32 protein-coding genes and 1 pseudogene are annotated in these 19,183 nt (G+C 64.4%); 17 read left to right on the top strand and 16 right to left on the bottom strand.

The features are described 5' to 3' along the window. Nucleotides 1-53: 53 nt before the first annotated feature. The 15 genes from A4249_RS07100 to A4249_RS16565 form a co-directional block, all read right to left on the bottom strand. Nucleotides 54-1,865, bottom strand: a complete 1,812-nt coding sequence (locus A4249_RS07100) for a portal protein (RefSeq protein WP_066551737.1) — start codon at nucleotides 1,863-1,865, stop codon at nucleotides 54-56. Beyond that, entirely contained in the window at nucleotides 1,850-3,208 is a 1,359-nt protein-coding gene (locus A4249_RS16785; protein ID WP_231868793.1) for a terminase large subunit, read from the bottom strand. The genes A4249_RS07100 and A4249_RS16785 overlap by 16 nt, the downstream gene beginning before the upstream one ends. Nucleotides 3,209-3,314: 106 nt before the next feature. Then, the gene (locus tag A4249_RS07090; RefSeq protein ID WP_066551736.1) at nucleotides 3,315-3,764 is read right to left on the bottom strand and encodes a hypothetical protein; all 450 of its coding nucleotides are present in this window, start codon (nucleotides 3,762-3,764) and stop codon (nucleotides 3,315-3,317) included. A gap of 511 nt (nucleotides 3,765-4,275) precedes the next feature. Beyond that, complete coding sequence (locus A4249_RS07085) at nucleotides 4,276-4,839, bottom strand: hypothetical protein (protein ID WP_066551735.1); 564 nt, start codon at nucleotides 4,837-4,839, stop codon at nucleotides 4,276-4,278. Continuing rightward, the gene (locus tag A4249_RS07080) at nucleotides 4,836-5,516 is read right to left on the bottom strand and encodes a hypothetical protein (protein ID WP_066551734.1); all 681 of its coding nucleotides are present in this window, start codon (nucleotides 5,514-5,516) and stop codon (nucleotides 4,836-4,838) included. Before A4249_RS07080 ends, A4249_RS07085 begins: the two co-directional genes overlap by 4 nt. Nucleotides 5,517-6,064: 548 nt before the next feature. Beyond that, the gene (locus tag A4249_RS07075; RefSeq protein WP_066551733.1) at nucleotides 6,065-6,475 is read right to left on the bottom strand and encodes a helix-turn-helix domain-containing protein; all 411 of its coding nucleotides are present in this window, start codon (nucleotides 6,473-6,475) and stop codon (nucleotides 6,065-6,067) included. After that, nucleotides 6,472-6,822, bottom strand: coding sequence for a RusA family crossover junction endodeoxyribonuclease (locus A4249_RS07070; RefSeq protein ID WP_066551732.1), 351 nt, complete (start codon nucleotides 6,820-6,822; stop codon nucleotides 6,472-6,474). The genes A4249_RS07075 and A4249_RS07070 overlap by 4 nt, the downstream gene beginning before the upstream one ends. Beyond that, a complete protein-coding gene (locus A4249_RS16780; protein WP_066551731.1) occupies nucleotides 6,819-7,220 on the bottom strand; it encodes an HNH endonuclease in 402 nt (133 codons plus the stop codon). The genes A4249_RS07070 and A4249_RS16780 overlap by 4 nt, the downstream gene beginning before the upstream one ends. Continuing rightward, a complete protein-coding gene (gene ssb / locus A4249_RS07060; RefSeq protein ID WP_066551730.1) occupies nucleotides 7,220-7,672 on the bottom strand; it encodes a single-stranded DNA-binding protein in 453 nt (150 codons plus the stop codon). Before ssb ends, A4249_RS16780 begins: the two co-directional genes overlap by 1 nt. An 81-nt stretch (nucleotides 7,673-7,753) precedes the next feature. Next, the gene (locus tag A4249_RS16575; protein WP_156494657.1) at nucleotides 7,754-7,900 is read right to left on the bottom strand and encodes a hypothetical protein; all 147 of its coding nucleotides are present in this window, start codon (nucleotides 7,898-7,900) and stop codon (nucleotides 7,754-7,756) included. Beyond that, a complete protein-coding gene (locus A4249_RS16570; RefSeq protein WP_156494656.1) occupies nucleotides 7,897-8,202 on the bottom strand; it encodes a hypothetical protein in 306 nt (101 codons plus the stop codon). The genes A4249_RS16575 and A4249_RS16570 overlap by 4 nt, the downstream gene beginning before the upstream one ends. A gap of 2 nt (nucleotides 8,203-8,204) precedes the next feature. Then, nucleotides 8,205-8,432 carry a hypothetical protein gene (locus tag A4249_RS07055; RefSeq protein WP_066551729.1) on the bottom strand — a complete coding sequence of 76 codons (228 nt, stop codon included), beginning with the start codon at nucleotides 8,430-8,432 and terminating at the stop codon, nucleotides 8,205-8,207. Further along, nucleotides 8,429-8,806 carry a hypothetical protein gene (locus A4249_RS07050; protein ID WP_066551728.1) on the bottom strand — a complete coding sequence of 126 codons (378 nt, stop codon included), beginning with the start codon at nucleotides 8,804-8,806 and terminating at the stop codon, nucleotides 8,429-8,431. The genes A4249_RS07055 and A4249_RS07050 overlap by 4 nt, the downstream gene beginning before the upstream one ends. 75 nt (nucleotides 8,807-8,881) lie before the next feature. After that, entirely contained in the window at nucleotides 8,882-9,277 is a 396-nt protein-coding gene (locus A4249_RS07045) for a hypothetical protein (RefSeq protein ID WP_156494655.1), read from the bottom strand. A gap of 295 nt (nucleotides 9,278-9,572) precedes the next feature. Beyond that, nucleotides 9,573-9,821 (bottom strand): hypothetical protein, encoded by a 249-nt coding sequence (locus tag A4249_RS16565; protein WP_066551726.1) that lies wholly within the window; start codon nucleotides 9,819-9,821, stop codon nucleotides 9,573-9,575. A gap of 84 nt (nucleotides 9,822-9,905) precedes the next feature. Between A4249_RS16565 and A4249_RS07035 the strand changes: the two genes are divergently transcribed. From A4249_RS07035 to A4249_RS06985, 11 genes are all read left to right on the top strand, one after another. Beyond that, the gene (locus tag A4249_RS07035) at nucleotides 9,906-10,580 is read left to right on the top strand and encodes a S24 family peptidase (RefSeq protein WP_197458478.1); all 675 of its coding nucleotides are present in this window, start codon (nucleotides 9,906-9,908) and stop codon (nucleotides 10,578-10,580) included. A gap of 661 nt (nucleotides 10,581-11,241) precedes the next feature. Next, complete coding sequence (locus A4249_RS07030; RefSeq protein WP_066551724.1) at nucleotides 11,242-11,649, top strand: hypothetical protein; 408 nt, start codon at nucleotides 11,242-11,244, stop codon at nucleotides 11,647-11,649. Beyond that, a complete protein-coding gene (locus tag A4249_RS07025) occupies nucleotides 11,646-11,894 on the top strand; it encodes a hypothetical protein (protein ID WP_066551723.1) in 249 nt (82 codons plus the stop codon). Before A4249_RS07030 ends, A4249_RS07025 begins: the two co-directional genes overlap by 4 nt. Next, a complete protein-coding gene (locus A4249_RS07020; protein ID WP_066551722.1) occupies nucleotides 11,891-12,205 on the top strand; it encodes a hypothetical protein in 315 nt (104 codons plus the stop codon). The genes A4249_RS07025 and A4249_RS07020 overlap by 4 nt, the downstream gene beginning before the upstream one ends. After that, a complete protein-coding gene (locus tag A4249_RS07015) occupies nucleotides 12,202-12,447 on the top strand; it encodes a hypothetical protein (protein ID WP_066551721.1) in 246 nt (81 codons plus the stop codon). Before A4249_RS07020 ends, A4249_RS07015 begins: the two co-directional genes overlap by 4 nt. Before the next feature lie 80 nt (nucleotides 12,448-12,527). Beyond that, nucleotides 12,528-13,247: an ERF family protein gene (locus tag A4249_RS07010; protein WP_066551720.1), complete on the top strand. Its 720-nt coding sequence runs from the start codon at nucleotides 12,528-12,530 to the stop codon at nucleotides 13,245-13,247. Beyond that, the gene (locus tag A4249_RS07005) at nucleotides 13,244-13,879 is read left to right on the top strand and encodes a lambda exonuclease family protein (RefSeq protein ID WP_066551719.1); all 636 of its coding nucleotides are present in this window, start codon (nucleotides 13,244-13,246) and stop codon (nucleotides 13,877-13,879) included. The genes A4249_RS07010 and A4249_RS07005 overlap by 4 nt, the downstream gene beginning before the upstream one ends. Then, entirely contained in the window at nucleotides 13,876-14,388 is a 513-nt protein-coding gene (locus A4249_RS07000) for a hypothetical protein (RefSeq protein WP_066551718.1), read from the top strand. Before A4249_RS07005 ends, A4249_RS07000 begins: the two co-directional genes overlap by 4 nt. Further along, on the top strand, nucleotides 14,388-14,822 hold the full coding sequence (locus tag A4249_RS06995) for a DUF968 domain-containing protein (RefSeq protein WP_066551717.1): 435 nt from the start codon (nucleotides 14,388-14,390) through the stop codon (nucleotides 14,820-14,822). The genes A4249_RS07000 and A4249_RS06995 overlap by 1 nt, the downstream gene beginning before the upstream one ends. Nucleotides 14,823-14,825: 3 nt before the next feature. After that, entirely contained in the window at nucleotides 14,826-15,401 is a 576-nt protein-coding gene (locus A4249_RS06990) for an MT-A70 family methyltransferase (RefSeq protein WP_066551716.1), read from the top strand. Beyond that, nucleotides 15,401-15,730, top strand: coding sequence for a hypothetical protein (locus A4249_RS06985; protein WP_066551715.1), 330 nt, complete (start codon nucleotides 15,401-15,403; stop codon nucleotides 15,728-15,730). Before A4249_RS06990 ends, A4249_RS06985 begins: the two co-directional genes overlap by 1 nt. A 5-nt stretch (nucleotides 15,731-15,735) precedes the next feature. Here the strand turns inward: A4249_RS06985 and A4249_RS16775 are convergent, their stop codons facing one another. After that, entirely contained in the window at nucleotides 15,736-15,906 is a 171-nt protein-coding gene (locus A4249_RS16775) for a hypothetical protein (RefSeq protein WP_197458477.1), read from the bottom strand. Nucleotides 15,907-15,950: 44 nt separating this feature from the next. Here A4249_RS16775 and A4249_RS06980 point away from each other — a divergent pair, with 44 nt between their 5' ends. The 6 genes and pseudogenes from A4249_RS06980 to A4249_RS17165 all read left to right on the top strand — a co-directional run. Further along, nucleotides 15,951-17,744: a hypothetical protein gene (locus A4249_RS06980; RefSeq protein ID WP_066551714.1), complete on the top strand. Its 1,794-nt coding sequence runs from the start codon at nucleotides 15,951-15,953 to the stop codon at nucleotides 17,742-17,744. Beyond that, nucleotides 17,741-18,169 carry a hypothetical protein gene (locus A4249_RS06975; RefSeq protein ID WP_066551713.1) on the top strand — a complete coding sequence of 143 codons (429 nt, stop codon included), beginning with the start codon at nucleotides 17,741-17,743 and terminating at the stop codon, nucleotides 18,167-18,169. The genes A4249_RS06980 and A4249_RS06975 overlap by 4 nt, the downstream gene beginning before the upstream one ends. After that, nucleotides 18,166-18,594 carry a hypothetical protein gene (locus tag A4249_RS16560; RefSeq protein WP_156494654.1) on the top strand — a complete coding sequence of 143 codons (429 nt, stop codon included), beginning with the start codon at nucleotides 18,166-18,168 and terminating at the stop codon, nucleotides 18,592-18,594. Before A4249_RS06975 ends, A4249_RS16560 begins: the two co-directional genes overlap by 4 nt. Continuing rightward, nucleotides 18,591-18,854, top strand: a complete 264-nt coding sequence (locus tag A4249_RS06970; RefSeq protein WP_066551712.1) for a hypothetical protein — start codon at nucleotides 18,591-18,593, stop codon at nucleotides 18,852-18,854. The genes A4249_RS16560 and A4249_RS06970 overlap by 4 nt, the downstream gene beginning before the upstream one ends. Next, entirely contained in the window at nucleotides 18,851-19,048 is a 198-nt protein-coding gene (locus A4249_RS06965; protein WP_066551711.1) for a hypothetical protein, read from the top strand. The genes A4249_RS06970 and A4249_RS06965 overlap by 4 nt, the downstream gene beginning before the upstream one ends. After that, nucleotides 19,045-19,140, top strand: a pseudogene (locus A4249_RS17165) (hypothetical protein); the annotation flags it as partial. The gene A4249_RS06965 and the pseudogene A4249_RS17165, both read left to right, overlap by 4 nt. Nucleotides 19,141-19,183: the final 43 nt, after the last annotated feature.

The following is a 19,183-nucleotide window of genomic DNA, read 5'->3' as shown; positions in this document are numbered from 1 at the left end:
GCCCGTTGCTCATGTCGAAGAGCGGTCGTGTCTCCCGTCATACCCGGAGGCGGTCAGTAACCCGGCTGGTTGATCCAGGCGGATTGCATTTCGGTGGCCTGCGCCTCTGCGAAGGTCTTCAGCGCATTGGCGGCGGCTTGTTCGGTCTTGGCCTGCGTCTCGCCGATCTCGGCCTGCTTGCTGGCCATTTCCAGCTCCATGGCGGCGGCGACCTGCGGCGGCGGCTCGGATCCCTGCTTCTTGCGGGCCTCAAGCTGTTCCGTCAGCTCGCGCTTCTTCGGCAGGCTCGACGCCTTCAGCACCACATCGAACGGCACTTCCTGCGGGCCATAGATAGCGGCCAGCTTGGCGAGCTCGGTGAACTGCTCCTGCTGAATGTTCGCGGTGTCGGGCGTGGAATCCACGATGATGTCGACGCCCATCTCGGCGACGGCGTTCTCCATCCCGAGGAACTGCGGCGCCATGACGATCTGACGGGTGAAGGGGTCGTACTTCGGCAGGCCGGTCAGCTCGTCGATCACCGGCGCCGGCTCGCCATACACCGGCTTGTTGATCTGGATAAACTTCACCGCGTTCTCGTCGTCGGTCACGCGGATGAACTTCGGCTCGGTCCAGAACTGCCGCACGCGCGACCAGACCTGGCGGAAGACGCGAAGCTCCCAATCCTCCAGGCCGCCGTACAGGTGGGCCAGCTCGGTCAAACCGGCCTGCTGGCGGACCAGACCCGCCCGGCCCGATTGGTTCTCGCCCTGACGGCCCAGGATCGCCGGGTTGGGGCCGATACGCTCGATCTCGGACTTGGCCTCGGCGAGGAGGTTCATGTCCATGCTGAACTTGTCGGAGGTCGGGACGATATTCCAGCCCGAGGGGATCACGCCGTCAGCGCGGCTAGCCTCACGGCGGGCTTCCTCCGGGTCGGCGCCGGCCGATGACGGGTCAGTTTCCTGCAACTGCCGGAACGTCGCCAGATGAGCGCCCTTGCGGCGGTAGGTGTTGATCTCGTCCTGCGGCCCGACCATGTCCGCAACGACGCCGTAGCGGTTGTTGTCGTCGTCGATGTAGGCGGAAAAGGCCTCGATCGGGTTCATCGGCTGGCCGTCGTCGTCGAGATAGGGGCTGGGCCCTTCTTCCAACGTGGCGTCGCCGACGAATACGCACTTCATCCATGTGCCGCCGCGCTTGGCGTACATTTCGACGACCAGCAGGCGTTTTCGGCGCGGATCGGCCCACATGGTGGTCTGATCGTCGGGCCGGTCAGCCCATTGCGAATCCCCGGTGTCGCCCCTGGCTACGACCGACAGGATGACCTCTCGCTTCTCCGGATAGAGCGCGACCACGTCGTCCTGATACTGCCACTCCGCAAAACCCATGTAGCTGGCGTCGGAGAAGTCCGGCTCACGGCTGTAGGGGTCGTAGAAGAAGGACTCGTAGCGCCCGCGGCGAATGCGGACCTCTAGGCGCTCATCAACCTCAATGATGGCGGCGGCGACGCCCTCCACCAGCATGTTGCGGAAGGCCTTCAGCTTGTTCTGATGCCAGCGGTTCTGGTCGGTGACATAGCGCAGGGTGTCGGTCGCGACCTCGGACGACCCTTCGTCCTGCGGCGTGCGAGGATAGGCGCGCGGATCGGTCTTGCCCCGCTCGACGACGCCGACCATGCCCTCAACGCCAGGTCGGACCCGATTGATGACGAAGTCGGGCTGTTTGCGAGCGCGAAGGCGGCGACCTAGCTCCGGATCAATCTTGCCGTCGTAGTAGCGGCGGTGCTTCTTCGCCTCCGACCGGGCCGTGCGCGTCATGTCGCGGGCCTCAGTGAACAGGCGCTTCCACGTGTCCAGGCTGGTGTCGATCAGGCCGCCATCCATTCGCTGCCTCCCGGCTGTTCGTTTCGGCGGTAGTCGCTCGGCGTCTTGGGCCGGTTCGGCACGGTCGGCTTCTTGGCGCGGCGCACCGCCTCGCCGGCGTAGCGGCAGGCGTCGATCACGTGGTTGTCCTTGTCCTCCAGCAGAGGCAGGACTTCGCCGGTCTTCTCATCGACCTTGAAGCTGTAGGCGCCGAACTCCAGCGCCGTCTCCACGCAGCGCGGGTGCACGACGATGTCGTAGGTCTTAAGGAACTCGATGCCGTCCTCGACGGAGCCGGGCCCCTTGATGGCCGGCGCGATCCTGAAGCCCTTGCGCTTCATGTAGCTGACCGTTTCCGGCCTGGAGCTATCCGCCGTGATCAGCCACTTCTTGGCGCCCGGGATGCCGGGGTGATTGTGGCTGTTCGACCAGCGCGGTGGGTCTTCCTTGTCGGTCCCGGCGAATAGGGACGGTGTCTCGTCGATCTCGCAGCCGACCTTGTAGGCCTCGTGGTCAATGAACAGGACGCGGCCCGTCGGGTCCGACACCGCCTTGCCGTCCTGCCAGCGGCCGATGAACATCCGTACCAGAACCGTTGGATCGACCGAGAAGCCCCAGTCCGCGCCGAACCGCAGCACCGCATCCAGCGGCGTGTCGAACTCGACCTTGCGCCAGTTTTTGAACACCAGCGTCTCGGTGTTCTTGATCTTCCAGTTACCGCCCAGAAGGCGCTCGCGCTCGATGAGCGGCAGGGCCATGAGGTTGGCGACGTACCCGGGGTCAGCGGCCATCAAAGCCGCGTTATCCGTCAGGCTCGCCGGAATGAAGGTCAGCGACTTGGGCGGCACCTCTGGGTAGAGGGCCAGAAGCTCTTCCTTGCTGTCGCCCCAGATCAGTTTGTCGTTCAGGCGGATGAACCAGCGCAGGACGCCGCCGCGCTCCCGGATCGGCAGTCCGGTGTTGGGATCGATCCACCACGAAATCAGGTCCGCAACCCAGCTATCGCAGTCGGGGTTGCAGGTCGCCCTGATGTAGGGCCGCACGCCGCACATGGAGCGGTTGCGACTGACCATGTACCAGAACTGCTTTGCGCTGAAGTGCGTCAGCTCATCGAAGCAGATCAGCGGGATTTGCGACCCCTGCCAGTTGTGAACCGTCTTGTCGTGCTCAAGGTGGGCGAAGCTGACCGATGTACCGGCCGGGAAATCCCAGGTCAGGACGTGCTCTTTCGGGGCACCGCCCAGATCGGGATAGAGCTTCGCGCTTTCGTCCCAGAGACCGCCCTCGTTGCGGATCTGGACCGTGGAGCGCCGGAAGAACACGGCGCCGAAGTCGGGGACGTTGATGTGCCGAAGCGGCTCCATCAGAAGGCCCCAAGTTTTACCTCCGCCCGCCGCGCCGCCATAGATGGCTATGTCCGCCGGGGTGGCTAGAAACTGCTCCTGCGGTCCAGGCTGAGGCCTGATGACCTTAGTCGCGGCCATTGTCCGGAAGCTGATACATCACGACGGTCGGCGCGAGCTTGCCGCCGTCACCGTCGGTCAGGGCTACGCGATCGCCGTACCTCTTCGGATCCCACTTCGCCAGAAGCTTGAGGCGCGTCTCGACCCGCAGCTTCGACCGGCTGATCCATTCGGTGTCGGCGGCCTCGTGCTTGTCCTCGCCACGCCCGACCATCTTGGTGTCGTTTCGGGTGTCGTCAGCGATTTCGAGGCAGTCCAGGGCAATCTGATCGAACCCGGCCTCACGCGCGTGCGCGAAGTCGGCGGAAAACGTCGGGTGCGCAGCCTTCCAGTCACTCACGGTCCGGACTGCCGGCATGTGATCGTCTCGGCAGATCGCGGCGAGCGGTTCGCCCTGCGAGAGGCGATCGCAGATCTCCTGCGCCACTTCCGGGCTGTAGTCAGACGGGCGACCCATGCTCGTCTCCTGTGATCTGGTTCCGGGAATGACCGGCCATTGCCTGTTGCTATGCCAAGGCCGAAGCCTCTCCGCGCCGCAGGGTGTGCACGCTATGGACGCCTGGCCCCCGCCATCGTCAGCGCTGGTCGGTCGAGATGAACGTCCCTTGTCCCGGTGCTGGACAACGTCGGAGTCGGCGCGGGTGTCGGTGAAATTGAAAAGGCCCCGAACTCGTCTGGGAGCCGGGGCCGATCTCGGGTCGCGCGAAGCGACTTTCAGAAAAGTGCACTGCTTCGGTTAATCGGTCAATGGGGGTTTAGCTCAGTGGGTTCCGAAACATCGCGTCCGTCCAGGTAGTAGCGAACCCCTCCGTGCAGCAGGTAAGAACTCCCTTGCTCATCGCGCTTAACGAGGCTGATCGCTTCTCCCGTGGTGTGCATCAAGCGCCATGGTGGACACCCCATGCGGGAGAGCGTCCTCATCACGTCTCCAACTGTCGCCTTCATCGCGCACTCAGGCCTCGGGTTGATCATGCCGCCATCTTCCGACGTTCTTTGCGATCTCGCAACAGCCGGTCGCTGATCGTTCGGATGTGGGCTAGGTGGGCGCACGCTGCCCGAACGGCGCCGCCCTGGGCTTGGGGGTTTGTCTCGCCGGTGCAGCGCTGCACGACATCGCGCCAACGAGTCAGCAAGGCCTCATCCGGCTTGAGCAGCTCAAACAGCATGCGGGCGTCGCGTGGCGCCATGTGCTCGGTGACGGCGGACAGCATATCGTCGGCGTCGATCATGGACTGGCTGACGTTCTGGCCCGGTGCTCCGATGGATGACGACCGGATGAAGTCGGGGCGGCGCTCCTGACCGTTCTCGCCCGAGGCCGTGCGGATCAGATCCTCTAGCCATTGGACGGCGGCGGCCTCGGCCGGGCTGTTCTTCAGCAGTAGGTTGAAGCAATCCGGGCGCCATATGCCGACGATCTTCTCGTCGCGCGGATCGACGTTGACCTCCAGGCCTCGGGCCTTCAGCTCCCGCTTCTCGGCGCGGCGGGCTGTGATGTCGGCGGGGACGGCGGGCGACTTCTTGCGGCGGCTCATGCGGCTTGGTCCTGATGGGCGGGTTTCGGTTTGATCGTGCCCTGGCGCTCCAGCAGGGCCCGGGCCTCGGCGCTCATGCCGGTTTCGTCGACGCGGGCGCACGGAGCGGGGCGGACCTTGCGGTTTCGGGTGCGCTCCAGCACGTCCTTGCCCTCCATCCGCTTGGCGAAGTCGGCCATGAGGGCCTGAACCTTCTCTGCCGGCAGACGATCGGCGTCCGACATCCGCTGCTCGGGCTGGTGTTCCGCCGCCTGCTTGGCGCGGTAGGCCGCCTGGCGCAGCACCTCGGCGTGGGGGCGCGCCAGGTCGCGGATCTCGGCGGGTTTGGGGAAGAACCGGCCGGTGCGCTGATATTCGCTGACGGCGCGATCGAGGGCGATCCGGGGCAGATCGCCAAGGGCATCGGTGTAAACCCGCCAGAACGCCGGGCTTTCGGCCTCTGCGCCCTTGCCGAATACGATCACCAGCGGGGCCAGCGCGCCGATCACGACCTGGGCCCCGGCCGGCTCGCAAAGGATTTCAAGCTGCCGCTGGCAGGAAGCGGCCTCCGCTTTCAGGGCCGGGACTTGTGCGATCTCGGACAGGTTCTCCTTCGGGCCGGTCGCAAGCAGCCGCCATAGCTCGGGCGACGGCTGAAAGGTGGTCGTGTTGGGCGGAGTGACGGTCAGGGCGGACATTTCGGGCCTCGGCGCGGCGGGGTTGAGGGGCTTCGTCGTCCCAGCTTCCGGCGTTCAGCCAGGTCGCCGGGTGGGGGATGAACTGCGGGTCGTCCCAGCCGGGCAGGGCGCGTTCGATGCCGGCAAGGATCACGGCAAGCGGGTCGGGGTCCTGGATCCGGGCCATGGCCTTTGCGAACGCTTTGGCGGCGGCGTCCTTGGCCTTCCGCTTCGGATAGGCCGCCCAGAACGCCACGAAACCCCGGGCCAAATCGACTTGCGAAACGGCTCCCTCACGTGCGCGCGGTATATCTCCCCGTGGATGGGTGTGGGGTTGGGGGTCTGGGGGGAAGGGGAGAGGGAAGGAGTGTCCCCGTCAGTCCCTTTCTGCCCCTCGATGTCCCCGGGACACGACGGGACAGACCCGCGTTGTCGACGCTTTTTGGCGGCAGCCTTGGCGCGGCGCGCGGCGATCCTGTCTGCCTCCGATGCCAAGTCGGCTTTGATCGCGGCAGCGAGCTGCTCTGCCGTCACTCCAGCGGCAACAAGGGCGTCGATGACTTCGGGGCTCATGCGGCCCTCGCAAACAGGGCGCCGGTGTCCGCGTTCAGCTTGGCTTCGCGGGCGGCCATCAGCGCATCCAGCTCGGCAGAGACGAGGGCGATGGAGTGATCCAGGCTTTCAATCTCGCTCGTGGCGAAATGGCCCAGCGCATCCATAGCGATCTTCTGAAGATCAGGACGCTTGGCCATTTCCTCTTCCGCGCGGCGATCTGCATGGATCATGGTTGTGTGGTCGCGCCCACCGAGCATCTGTCCGATGTTCGGATAGCTCATGTGCTGGCACAGCTGGCGGATCGCCCACACGGCGATGAAGCGATAGTAGGTGTAGGGCCTACGGCGGCAGGGTCCGGTCAGGTCGATGACCTTCACGCCAGCAGCGTTGGCGACATAGGCCAGAACGTCTCGGGCGTAGATCATGCCGTCCTCGCAATCGGACTGATCCAGACGTGCGCCACGGCGCCCTTCGCAGGCGTCCGCTCCGACCACCACATTTCAAGGCGGTTCATGAAGCGGTCGTCCGCGATCAGGCCTTGCTCCTTCAGAAGGTCTGAGATCGCCTTTTCGAGATTGCCCAGGTCACGTGCGCGACGATCCGGCCGCTCCAAGCAGATGCGGAGCGTATAGGGGCCGTCGATGCGGCCGTCCGGCACCATGGGGCCAGCAGCCGCCCGCCAAGCCTTGTAGGCCTTCGACGGGAAGCGCCGCGCCTTGCCGGGGAACAGGTTGTTGGAACTTGGGGGGTACGGGAGCGAGAACTGGATCACGCGGCCCTCCGATGGCGGGTGCGGCAGTACTCAAGAAAACCCGGAGCGTTCAGGTTTTCCTTCTGCGTCCCCCAGGCGAGGTTGTCCGGGCGGTTGTTTCGGCTGTTCTCGTCAAGGTGCATGCACACCGGCTTTTCCGCCGGCGCGGTACCGTGAAAGGCCTCGCAGACGAGCCGTGCGACTTTGTAGGTCTTGCCGCGAAACTGAAGGATGAACCGCCGATCCTCTTCGCTCCACACACCGGCGTATGGCTCGCCGCCGTAATGTCGATCTCCGCCGTGCGGCATGGGTCCGCGATGAGGAACGCGCATGATGCGCCCCAACGACGACGCGAGATATTGGGGCAACGAAGGAATCGTGCGCCAAACCTCGTCCCTCTGATTGTCGTTGGCAGTCATCAGAAGGGGATGTCCGAGTTCAGGTCGTAGGCTTGGGCTGGTTTTTGATAGGTCAGCCCGTGATCGTAACCCTCACTATTGGTCTCGCTTGAGCGCTCGCCGGTCTTTCCGCCCAGCATGGTCAGTTCACCCTTGAAGCGGCTGACGACGATCTCGGTCGAATACTTTTCGACGCCCTGCTGGTCGGTCCATTTGCGGGTCTGGAGCGCGCCCTCGATGTAAACGGTCGAGCCCTTCTTCACATAGTTCTCGACCACCTTGACGATGTTGTCGTTGAAGATGACGACCCGGTGCCATTCGGTCTTTTCCTTGCGCTCGCCCGAGGACTTGTCGCGCCAGGTTTCCGAAGTGGCGATGGACAGGTTGGCGATGCGGTCGCCGTTGGGCATGGAGCGGATCTCGGGGTCGCGACCCAGATTGCCGACCAGAATGACCTTGTTGACTGAGCCCACGTCAGGCTCCTTTCTCGGTTGGATGAAGAAGGGCCAGCACGTCGTCGACGCAGTCGCCGCCGGCATCAAATGATGCGTCGCTCATTTGGCGATCTCCTGGATTCGATAGTTTTGCTGTTGGAGAAATTCGGCTACCGACCATGCTTTGGTGATGTCGGCATCGGTTCTGGGACGGCCTTCGGCCTCGGCGAGTGCGTCTGCCAAAGCGGCAATCTCGGACGGGATCATGCCGCCACCCGCACGCAACGCGCGCCCTTGGTGGTGTGGAACGACGCCTCACAGCCTGTGGGGACTGGCTTGCCGTCTCGCATCACAGCCAAGTCATGGACACGCCAGTTGGCCTCAGCGCGCGGCTTCTTGTAGGTGCGGCCGGTCGGGATCAGCTTGCCTGGATGCTGTTTCGGCAGAGATGCTGGTGACCGGGTCGCGCGCAGTGTTGCGAGCGCGTCCAGCGACCTTTGATGTAGGGCATGGGCGGCGGCCTTCTTTGCGGCTTTCAGCGCTTGGCGGCGCAAGGTTTGTCGGGTCACGGTCAGGTTCCTTTTGGGGTTGGCAGAAGGGGTTGCTTCGGCAAGGCGGCGGCTTCGGCGGCCATCAGCGCGGCGTTGGAGCGGCGCATGGCGATTCCGGCGTCATGCATGCGGCGGCAGTCCTGCCGATCGAACGCGGCCTGCCATTCGGCGCGAGCCTGGGCGTAGGCGCGGCGAGCGCTCGCTAGACGGGCGCGCTTGGCCCATTGGGTGAAGAGCGAGATGATCATCCGAACGCTCCCGACTGGACGCGCTTCAGCAGGGCATCAACCTTGGGCCGCGCCGGTGTCTTGATGGGCTTGTCGAGGTGGTCGGTGTCGGTGGCGGCCGTTTCCAGCCAAGTGCTCAGATCGCGGCGCTGGACCTTGCGGAAGCGGGAGGGAGTCCACGCTCCACGGACGCCGTTTACGCCCCACTCAAGTCCAGCAAGCGCCACGCCAATCTGGCCCGAAAGTTTGCCGCTGAGCGCTGTTCTGACCTCAAAAATGTCGCTGATTTCGTAGGTCTGCCCTTCAACCAGCGGAGGGGCGTAGCCTAGGCGCGTGAACTTTGATGCAACTGCGTCGACGCAGATCACCTCGTCGCCCGGTTTGAAGTCGCACATGGCTATGCAGCCTCCGCGCGACGGCGCAGGCGGTCAGCCAGCCCCATGATCCGCAGGCCGGCGTCGGTCAGGCCGTCACCGATCCAGGCCAGAACCCACCCCATGGCCCATGCGGACCAGTTCAGAGGCGCGCGCCTCCAGATCGCGAACCCGGTCGCGACGACGCGCCAAACGTTCTTCCACACGGCGAGTCTCCTCTATTCTGTTTTCAAGATGCTGGTCGTAGGTGTGGCCGGTCAGCTCCTCGCCGAGGGCGGCCAAAAAACCCCAGCCCTCCGCGCGAATGGCCTTGGTCAGGGTGCGCTCAGAGACGTTGCCCGCCTGGACGACGTTCTTCGCCGTCTTGGGGTCGAGGTCCCATTCACGCTCAAGGTGCTTGGCGGCGTTGCTGGCCCAGCGGCGGCGGATGAGCTGGCGCACGGCCTCGCCCAGGGTCCGGTCGGTTGGGAAGTGTCGGGCTTCTTGGTCCACGAAATCGCGCTCCACACAGGTCATAGGGGGATGACCTCGGGGCGCTGATCTCCGCGGACGGAGAAGATGGAATGCAGAACGTGATCCGTGTGGACTTCCAGCGACGGAGACGGGTCACGATGGCAGACGAATACCGGGCGGCGGCGGACAGATGCGAACTGTCGGCACGCGGTCAGGACGAGAAGACGGCGCGGGCTCTGCGAAAGCTGGCGGCGTCCTATCGGGACAGAGCGGAGCAGGCCGGTTGAGGGACCGGCCTTTTCTGCATTTGGCGTTGATGATCCGGCTTTCACGATCAGGCCGCCTTCGACTGCGAGGCGGCGTCGTTGTCTGATAGCTCCGGGAAGAAATCGGCCGGCGTGATGACGACGCCGTACTGCGGTCCGACCTCGAGCAAGCGCCGCATGTGGTCGTGCGAAAGGCTATTCGCCTTCCTGCGCCCGCTAACGCTGGACTGGGTGAGGCCTATTGCCTCGCCAAGCCGAGCCTGGTTGCCGAACTTGTCGGGCGCCGTGAGATGATCGATGACGTTCGTATCGGACATGCGCCGATAATATCGGATGCTGCCATAATCGCAATACCCGATTTATCGGACGCGCATCGATATTCTATCGGGCAGAAAATGGGGATGGCCGATTCCCTGACCCTTTCCGCCAAGCTCAAGAAGTCCCGTAAGGAAATCGGGATGACTCAGGCGCAACTTGGAGAGAGGCTAGGCGTAGGCCAGTCCACGGTCAGCGACCTCGAGAACGGCGGCCTGAAGAGCTGGCACGTTCACCGGGACGCCCTAGCCAAGATATTCGGCAAGCCCCGCAGCTATTTTGAACCGGGGGAGGGTGAGACCTCAGAAGAGCCCGTCGAGATCGACGCCAACGCGGATGCGCCCGATTCTGTCGCAGTCCCCGAATACGACGTGAGGCTGTCCGCAGGAGGCGGCTTCGCAGTGGATCGAGAAACGACCCGTCGATATTGGACCTTGCCGCGCTTCCTAGTGGTGGACCGTCTAGGTGTGGCGCCGGCGCAGGCCACCGTTCAGGAGGTCATCGGCGACTCTATGGAGCCGACGCTATCGAGCGGCGACTACGTCCTGATCGACCTGTCCGACCAACGCCTCGGACTGCCCGGCATCTTTGCCGTCTGGGACGGCGACGCCCTGGTCTGCAAACGCCTGGAGCGCGTGCCCGGCAGCGAGCCTTCGCAGGTGCGTTTGAAGTCCGATAACCCCCTCCACGGCGAATACATGGTCGATGAAGAGCGGGTCCGGGTGATCGGGCGGGTGCGCTGGGTCACCCGCCGCATGTGATCCTACCGGGTCTCTAGGGCCTGGATGCGCTCTTCAAGCTCGTCGGCGCGCACGCGTTGTTCATCGGCCATCGCATAGGCTGAATCTGCGCGGGCATAGGCCTCACGCGCCAGATGGTCCTTGTCTCTATCGCCGCACCCTGAAAGCGCTGCGGCAATCGACGCCACAATCAGCGCCGCTCTCAACGTCCACGGCTCCGGGTGTAGGGGGCGACGTAGGTGCCGTCCCGACGCGTATATCCTGAAACGGTTTGGTTGCGGGGCTGGCCCGTCGTCGCGCTCGGCTCGCCGTAGCAGAGACCCGTGCAAGCGTTGGAAGACGAGGAAGAAGAGGACGACGATCCGTAGAGCGGCTGCGGCGACGGTGCCCGGTAGGTTGAACCGTAGCTGGATCCAGTGTTGGGCGACGACCTGGTGTGCGGAGCGACATAGGTGCCGTTCGAACGGGTGTAGCCTTGGACGTGGACCTGCGCAGCGGCGGTCGTAGCAAACAACAGCGCAGCAGCGCCGGCGAGAATTCTGATCAGCATAACTTCCCCACAATCTTGAATAGTGGCGATACACCTAAACGCTCAGACGCGCCTCCGATAAAAATATCGGAATAAGCGATTGACAGTATCGGACAGTCCGATAATATCGTCTCCATCAACGGAGACAGACACATGTCGCTTCCCACCACCCGCCGCCCCGGAAAGCACGAAGCCGCGCTTCGCCTGCTGCCGGAAGGCGCACAGATCGCCGATCAAATCTGGGCCGCCCCGATCAGCCCGGCCGCCGTGATCGCCCGCAAGATGGCGCTGCATGCCGGATCGTCCGCTGCCGCTCTGCGCGACTTCGGTCCGCACCGGAATGAAGTCGGCGACAGCGCCATCCGCGCCGCGCTCTATGATCTTCAGGCCATGGAAGAGGGCAGGGCGAACGCCGACCTCGACTATCTGATCTCGGTGGCCAAGGGCGACGCCCTGACCGCCTATCTCGCCCGCAAGGAAATCGGAGAGCGCAAGGCTGCTGAATGGCGGCGTGAGCTGACCGTGGCGAAGGCCGCTATGTTCTCGGCGGTGGCGGCATGAGCGAGCACCCCATCACCGAGCATCCCGTCGAGCAGCCGATCCGCGCTATCGACATCGATGCCATCCCCGGCGTCGAGGCGTCTTACGTCGTTGGACGGAACGGGGTCACCCGCATCGAGGCCTGCATCAAGCCGGGCGTCTATTCGAACATTCCCTACGTCCGCGTCTGGAAGGGCGACGTCTGCGAGGCTGAGTTCTGCCAGCACAACATCGTCGGCGTCTATTTCGGCGAGGCGGCGGCATGAACCGCATCCGCGCAATCACCGCCCTCAAGGACAGCGTAGGCCCGACGGCTGTTGACGCCGCCATCGAGGCGATCCGCGACTTTCGCGAACGCTGGGGCCCGACCTGCGAACCCGAAGAGGACGCGCTGACCCGCGAAATCCTCGGGACGCTGATCGACCTTCAGGTCCGCTCTGTCACCAGCGCCGTCCGGCTGGGCGAGGCCATGAGCCGCCGCCTGAACGCCGCGAACGACGCCGACCCCACTACCCCAGACACAGACCCTTCCGGTTCGGCCCTGGCTGTTCCGGTGAGCATGGGAGCCGCAGCGTGACCGACATTCGCATCACCACGGCCGATCCGCTGTTCCCCGCTGCCCGCGCCACCGGCAACCGCGACCGCTCTATGCCGGTCGTCGGGTCCGCCGATCCTGTCGGGCATTGGGGCGACCCGCGCGTTGCTCCGTTCGACGCTCGCGCCACGCCTTTCCGGCTGCTGGCCCTGGTTCCCCGCCTGCTGGCCTGCATGGCGCCCGCCGCGCTGATCGCCGCCCTGCTGTGGAGCCGCCTGCCGTGACCGACACCCTTTTCCCCGCAGCAGAGACCGGAGAGGCCCAAGAAGCCCTCCGGGATGCTGCCGAACCTTCGGAGCCATCCATGACCGCAGTCGCCCGCATCCACGAACAGGCAGAGCCGCAAGCGCCAGCGCAAATGTCTTCGATGGCGCTCGTCCAGCAAGCCATCACGAGCGGCGCCAGCATTGAGGTGATCGCTCGTGTGATGGATCTGCACGAGCGTTGGGAAGCCACCCAGGCCCGCAAGGACTTCGACAAGTCGCTCGCGGCTGCAAAGTCGGAGATCAAGCCGGTCGTCCGCAACAAGAAGGGCCACAACGACAAGCGCTATGCCGACTTCGCCGCCTATGCCCGCGAGGTCGATCCGATCTTGGCCAAGCACGGCTTGTCGTATCGCTTCCGCACCGAGCAGGACGGCGCAATCAAGGTGACGTGCGTCCTGTCCCACGAAAACGGACACAGCGAGACGAACACGCTGGCCGGGCCTGCCGACAGCTCGGGAAGCAAGAACGCGATCCAGGCCATCGGATCCACGCTGACCTATCTCCAGCGCTACACCCTGACGCAGGCCTTGGGTCTGGCGGCGTCAGATGACGACGACGGCCGGGCCTCGGAAGACAAGCCCGTCAGCGGCGCGGCCGAGGCGGCGATTAACGCCATCGGGCAGTTGCGGACCAAAGCGGCGGCCGAGAAGTGGCGCAAGGACAACGATGGCGTCATCAGCAGCCTCGACCGGAACGACTTCGCCGCCGTGCGCCGCGCCTATCAGGACCGCATGTCGAACCTGGGGAATGCGCAATGATCGCGCAGGGCTCAGCCGAGTGGTTGGCCCAGCGCGCCGGGAAGGTCACGGCCTCTCGCGTTGCGGACGTGATCGCCAAGACGAAGACCGGCTGGGGTGCGTCCCGCGCAAACTACGCCGCCCAGCTGGTCGCCGAACGCCTGACGGGTAACGTCGAGCCGACCTTCACCAATGCCGCGATGCAGTGGGGCACGGACAAGGAGCCGGAAGCACGCGAAGCCTACGAGTTTCACGCCGGGGTCTTCGTGGATCAGGTCGACATGATCGACCACCCCAAGATCGCCATGACCGGCGCCAGTCCTGACGGGCTGGTCGGCGATGCCGGCTTGGTCGAGATCAAGTGCCCCAACACGGCGACGCACATCGAGACGCTGCTCAGCGGCAAGGTGCCGGCGAAATACGTGACGCAGATGGCTTGGCAGATGGCCTGCACCGGCCGGGCGTGGTGCGACTTCGTGTCGTTCGATCCGCGCATGCCAGAACACATGCGCCTCTTCGTGCAGCGGGTGGACCGTGACGACACGCTGATTGCGACGCTGGAAGCCGAGGTGTCGGCTTTCCTGACGGAGGTGACGGAGACGGTGGCGGCCCTGACCCGCGCTTACCCTGCTGAAATGCAGGTGGCGGCATGACGGCGCCCTTGCCCTTCGAATGGGACGGCGAGGCCATGCGCGTCCTGCCGGGCTTCCAGCGCCAAGCCGATCAGCTGTTCACGATTGGTGAGCGCTACCGGCTGGCGCCCGTCGAGGAGCGCTCGGGCGCATCGCACCGCCACTTCTTCGCCGCGGTCAACGAAGCGTGGGCCAATCTGCCCGAGGAGCTGGCGGCGCATTACCCGACCGCCGAGCACCTTCGCGCCCGCGCTTTGATCGAGGCAGGCTACTGCACGATCGCGGATTACGTCTGTTCGTCCCGCGCCGAGGCCGTGCGCTGGGCCGCGAACCTCCGCGCCGAGGCCAGCGAATACGCCTTGGTCGTCATCAGCGAGACCGTCGTGCGGGTGTTCAAGCCCAAGAGCCAATCGGTCAAGGCGATGGGTCGGGAGGAGTTTCAGGCCAGCAAAGACGCCGTGTTCACCGCTCTGGCGAAGATGATCGGCCTGACGACCGCCGAGCTGCAGAACCATGCGGAGGCCGCGTGATGGTCACAGCTCAAGAGCGCATCATCCTGCGCAAGGCCGCCGAGATCAAACGGGCCAAGAACCGCGAAACCCGCCTTCGGATCGCGGCCATGCGCAAGCCGGGCGGCAAGGCCAGCCGGGGCAGGGAGCGCGATACCGGCTATTTGGCCTTCCTTCGTCGCCAGCCGTGCGCCTGCGGGTGCGGTGCGCCGGCCCCCAGCGATGCGGCCCACATCCGTATGGCCAGCCCGGAGCGCGGCAAGCTGCCGACCGGAATGCAGGTCAAGCCGTCCGACCGGTTCGCAGTGCCGCTGAACCGCGTCTGCCACGAACGCCAGCATTCTGGCTCGGAGGCCCGCTTCTGGTCCGCCCTGGACCGCGACCCGTTCGAAATCGCTGACCGCCTCTACGCGGAATATCAGGGCGCCGCCTCTTCCTCCAACAGAGAGGGCTAGAGGATGGGCGAGCTTCCCGCTGGACCGTTCGGCTGCATCCTGGCTGACCCGCCGTGGTCTTTCCGGACCTACGACGGCAAGTCGGCTGTGCCGACGGTCGCGGCCGATCCGTATGCCACGATGTCGATCACGGACATGAAGGCATTGCCGGTCGCTGAAGTCGCGGCGCCCGACTGCGCGCTCTTCATGTGGATCGTCGGCGCCCACCTTCTGGAGGCCATCGACCTCGCCGGCGCGTGGGGCTTCGCCTACAAAACCGACGCCTTCATCTGGACGAAGATGCGCGGCGACACGCCCGATTTGTTCCGCCAGCAGCACAGCATGGGCATGGGCTACTGGACCCGCAAGGAAGCGGAGACGTGCCTGCTGTTTACGCGCGGCCGGCCGAAGCGGCTCGGCAAGGGCGTCCGCCAGATCATCCAAGCGCCGCGCCGAGAGCACAGCCGCAAGCCCGACGAGACCCACGCCCGGATCGAGGCGCTTGTCGCCGGCCCCTACCTCGAAATGTTCGCCCGCGAGCCGCGTCCAGGCTGGACCGTGTGGGGCAATGAAACCGCCAAATTTGGAGCAGCCGCCTGATGTCTGACCAGACCATCACATCGCTGATCGAGAAGCTGGAAGGGTCTGAGGCAAAGAACGCCGAACTGATGGCGGAAGTCGAAGCCCTGACCAAAGCGCTGACCAGCCTGACCTGTGGAGGGTCAGAGTTCTTCATCCGCAAGGGTGATCGCTACGTCGCCGACATCAAGGCGTGCGTCGATTGGGTGCGACGCGCCAAGAACGACGCGCATCGCCGGTCTGTGGTGGCGATCAAGCGCGCGCAGGCTGCTGAAAAAGCCCTCCGCGCCCAATCGGAGGCCCGCGCCACCGGAGAAGACAGCCCCGCAAATGAGGGGGAGGGCGCGTGACCCGCTCAGTTGTCAGCCAAATCCTGTCTGTTGCTCAGCAGGTCGGCGAGATCGTCAGCGGTCGCGAGGTCGAGCCCAACCTGCAGGGCGCCATCGATCTCGGCCGGCTGCCCTGTCCAGAGATCAAACACAGTCCATCCATCGGCGTCCGGTCGGATGCTGAAGCGCGCGGTCATGACCGGATCATAGCACGTCGCGCTCAATCACAGGATCACCGAGCATGACCCAAGCCCCCACACCCGGCCCGCTGTCGGCTGAAGACGTGAAGCTGCTCGTGAAGGGCGATTTGCTGCTGTGCAAAACATGGGGCGTCGTCAGGTTCGACCGCTTCGATGACAGCGGCGTCCGCGCCTTCGTTCTGGACCTGGCGAATGACCAAGTCCGCTTGATGAAGCCGATCAACATGGCCTTCATTGGTCGTCCTGACGCGGACGGCTGGATGCCGTGGTCTGGCGGCGAGAACCCGGTGCCGGGGCGCAGAGTCGTTTTACGCCTTCGAAGCGGGATTACGTCCGGCGTCTTGGCCTCCGAAGAGGCTGCATGGGGCCGCTCCAGTATCATCGCCTTCCGCCTCGCCCCCACCGCTCCGGTCGAAGCGAGCGGGTCGGAGCTACACCCGGCGACTGCTAATCTGGTGGATCGGTTCGCCACAGAAATGAAGTCGAAGCTAGCAAAGGCCGAGGCGAAATACGGCTATCGAGACAACTGGTCGAGACCTGACTGGGAAGATGAACTAACCGAAAGTCTGGCGGAGCATATCCAGAAGGGCGACCCGCGTGACGTAGCCGCATACTGTGCTTTTGCCTGGCATCATGGTTGGTCAACTTCCGACGCTGCCGGATATTTCGCCCCCGCCCTCCGCCCCCAACCGAGCGGAGAGACGCGGGGGGCGCTAGACCGGCTGAAGATGGCGGCCCACGTCTATGAAGACGACGAAATGGCCGCCGACTGCGCGACACTGGAAGCCCTCCTATCCGCCCGCCCCCTCGCCTTGGGAGGCCAGCACAGCGGCGGGGAGTTTACGTCGGTCAAAGGACTATGGAAGGATCAGCGCCTTTCACGTTTGGAGCGCGTCAAGGCGCACCGATCTGAGTTCGGTAGCGAACTGAAGCAGGCTGTCGAAGCTGTTGATGAAGAGACTGCACGTCAGGCCATTGCATCCAAAGCCACCACCGCCCGAGCCGAGGCCCTGTCCGAGGACGACGCCCGCCGCCGCCTGATCCAGCGCATTGAGCAATGGGACGGTGAGACGGAATACGACGCCGAGGACATCGGCGCACTGGCTGACGAAATCCTGCACGAGTTCAACGGCGCGCCTGTCGTTGGCGACGGGGCGATTGGCTACATCTCAGCCGATGCCGAGACCGCCCTTGGCGCGGGTAGGGAGCGCGTTATCTACCCCAGTCCATCGGCCCACGCGTCCTTCCCCGTCTACGCCGCTTCTCCACGAGCCGAGGCCCAGGACGAAGGGGCGGCGGGGGAGCAAACAGACAACGCGTTCAAGATCGCGTCGGACCTGCACGCTGCATACGAGCAACTGATCTACGGCCTGCCAAAGTATCTGGAAGCCGAGAACCTGACCGACGAAGAGAATATGATCCGAGAGGCGTATATTACCCTCGACGTAACAGCTCATCGTCTTGCGGCGGTTTCGGATGCCCACCCATCCCCGACCCCCGCCGCCGATGCCCAGGACAAAGGGGTGGCGGGGGAGGCGATAGCGCGGCTGACCAGCATCAAGAGAAGCGGAAGCTATGTCGATAGCATTCTAGACGCGTACGGACACGCGCCGAAAGGTAAGTTCTTCGACGACCTTGACGCCATCCGCGCCCTCTACGCCCACCCATCCCCGACCCCCGCCGCCGATGAAGACAGGGTGCGGATCATGGGGGCGCTTCCTAGCGCTATGCGCCACTACAGCGCCAACCCGTCACAAGAGAGTTTGGAGAAAGCTGCGGACATGGTGCTCGACGCCCTGAAATCGACCGCCGCAAAGGAAGGGGAGAAGAAGTGAGCGCCGCCCCCTCTAACGCGAACACGTCGGGGCTGGTAAACGTGGGTCACATCGTTTGGTGGAAGGCTGGCGGCGTCAGCTATTACCCCGAAGGAGAGGCGTTCGGGGTCTCCAAGTCCTGCCGCGTCGAACCCCTCGTCACCGCCGCATCCGCTCAAGCCAGGATCGCGGACCTAGAAGCAAGGGTCGAATATTTACGCGGCTCCCGCGATGGACACGCTGCCCATGCTCATTCCGAGTTTGAGGCGAGGGTCGCAGCCGAAGCCCGAGCGGATAGGCTGGCGAAGGCGTTGGTCATGCTTGGCGGCGAGAAGCCGGAACAGAAACGCTCATACCCGAACAGCTATCGCGGCGGATTTGATGCAGCGACCGATCTTGCCGCCTCAATTGCCCGCGCCGCCCTACAGCAGGAGACACAGCCGTGAGCAATGAAGCCCCCACCGATGCGCTGCGCCTGGCGACCCGTTTTCACGAGACATACGAGCGCCTCGCTCCATCGTTTGGTTATGAGACGCGACAGGACACCAAGAAGTTTGACCCTGAAACGCCCAATGGTCGTCTCATGGTTGCTGTCTGTGCCGAACTAGCAGCCGCCCCCGCATCGCCGCTGCCAGGGGGCGGGTGGCATACGAACTTTGACGACGCGCCGAAAGACGGCCGCTGGATCGTCACGCTAGACAAGTGGCGCAATGCCGAGACCATGCGTTGGAGCAACGAAGTGTCACGCCTGTTCCCCGAACAGGGAGAGCGAGGTTGGGTAGCAAAAGGCGGCTATTCACCCAACACGCGCCCCGAGCTTAGCGTCGCGTGGGCTTTGATCCCCGCCGCCCCGACAGGTGAAGCGAAATGAGCGACTTTCACACCCGCCTGTCATCCATGTTGGCGAAGGAAGCAGCCGACGCAGCGAAGGCGACAGATCGACCCGAGCGCATGGGCGACATGATCGAAGCCTTGGCGCGTGGTCTTGGGTTCACCGTGGCGATTGCAGCGAACGGAGACCCGGGAGGAATAGACACCATGATCGCCGCCGCTGAGCGATACGCCTTGGAGGAAGCCGCCGATAAGGCCGACTTCGCCAAGTTCATGGCTGTTGCACGAGGTCACGCATGACCGCGTCCGACCCAGACGCGCTGGAGAATCTGGCGGATGAGATCGATCAAAGGTCTCAATCTTGCTTGTCGCTCACCACGGACGAAGACGAGGACATTTCTAATGTCCGGTTGTTCGCTAAAGCCCAAGCATACAAACACTCAGCAACCCTTGTCCGCGCCTTCCTCGCCCGCAATGGGAAGGGGGAGGGATGAGCGCCGCGAACGACAATAAGGCGTACACCCCCGAGACGCTGGCTGCGCATTGGGAGGTGTCGTCCGCCACGGTCCGCAATCTGGTCAACCGAGGGGAGCTACGGGCCTTCCGCATCGGCCGTCAAATACGCATCC

The organism is Brevundimonas sp. GW460-12-10-14-LB2, from assembly GCF_001636925.1.
Classification (GTDB): Bacteria; Pseudomonadota; Alphaproteobacteria; order Caulobacterales; family Caulobacteraceae; genus Brevundimonas; species Brevundimonas vesicularis.
The sequence above is the reverse complement of the archived record's forward strand: the minus strand, read 5'-3'. Positions and strand labels throughout refer to the sequence as shown.